Genomic DNA, 545 nt, shown 5'->3' with positions numbered 1-545 from the left:
GTACGCGGCGTTGTTGACCAGGATGTCCAGTCCGCCGAGCTCGTCCACGCAATAGTCCACCAGCCGCCGGCAGTGTTCCTCGTGCTGGATGTCGCCGGCCAGTGACGCGGCCTTGCGTCCGGCGTCGGTCACGAGCCGGCAGGTTTCGCGTGCGTCGCTCTCCTCGGCCTCGAGGTGAGAGATCATCACGTCCGCGCCCTCGCGGGCGAACGCGAGTGCCACCGCGCGCCCGATCCCCGAGTCGCCCCCGGTGATCAGCGCCCGCCGGCCGGTCAGCTTCCCGCTGCCGCGATAGGTGTCTTCGCCGTAGTCGGGCGTGGGCTCCATCGAGCCGCTGTGCCCGGGATGCTCCTGCTGATCCGGTTCCTGCTGCTCGGGTCCGGCGTACCGGGTCCTCGGGTCGGTGGTCATCGTCTGCCCTCCAGGATCCGCGTAGCCACGCGGTACCCGGGTGACTCGGGTCTATGCATCTACGGTGACAAGGCTCGATTGTCGGAGGTCGCTGGCTGGTGCCAGGTTGTGAGTAGGTGGTGGGCGTGGAGGTT

1 protein-coding gene is annotated in these 545 nt (G+C 68.6%); it reads right to left on the bottom strand.

Going from position 1 to position 545, the window contains the following annotated elements:
- Positions 1-411: SDR family NAD(P)-dependent oxidoreductase (locus tag E0H73_RS45625; RefSeq protein ID WP_131367569.1), on the bottom strand; the 411-nt coding region annotated here is incomplete at its 3' end.
- Between the last annotated feature and the right edge of the window lie 134 nt (positions 412-545).

The organism is Kribbella pittospori, from assembly GCF_004331465.1.
Lineage (GTDB): Bacteria > Actinomycetota > Actinomycetes > Propionibacteriales > Kribbellaceae > Kribbella > Kribbella pittospori.
This window is presented reverse-complemented; position numbering and strand designations above follow the sequence as displayed.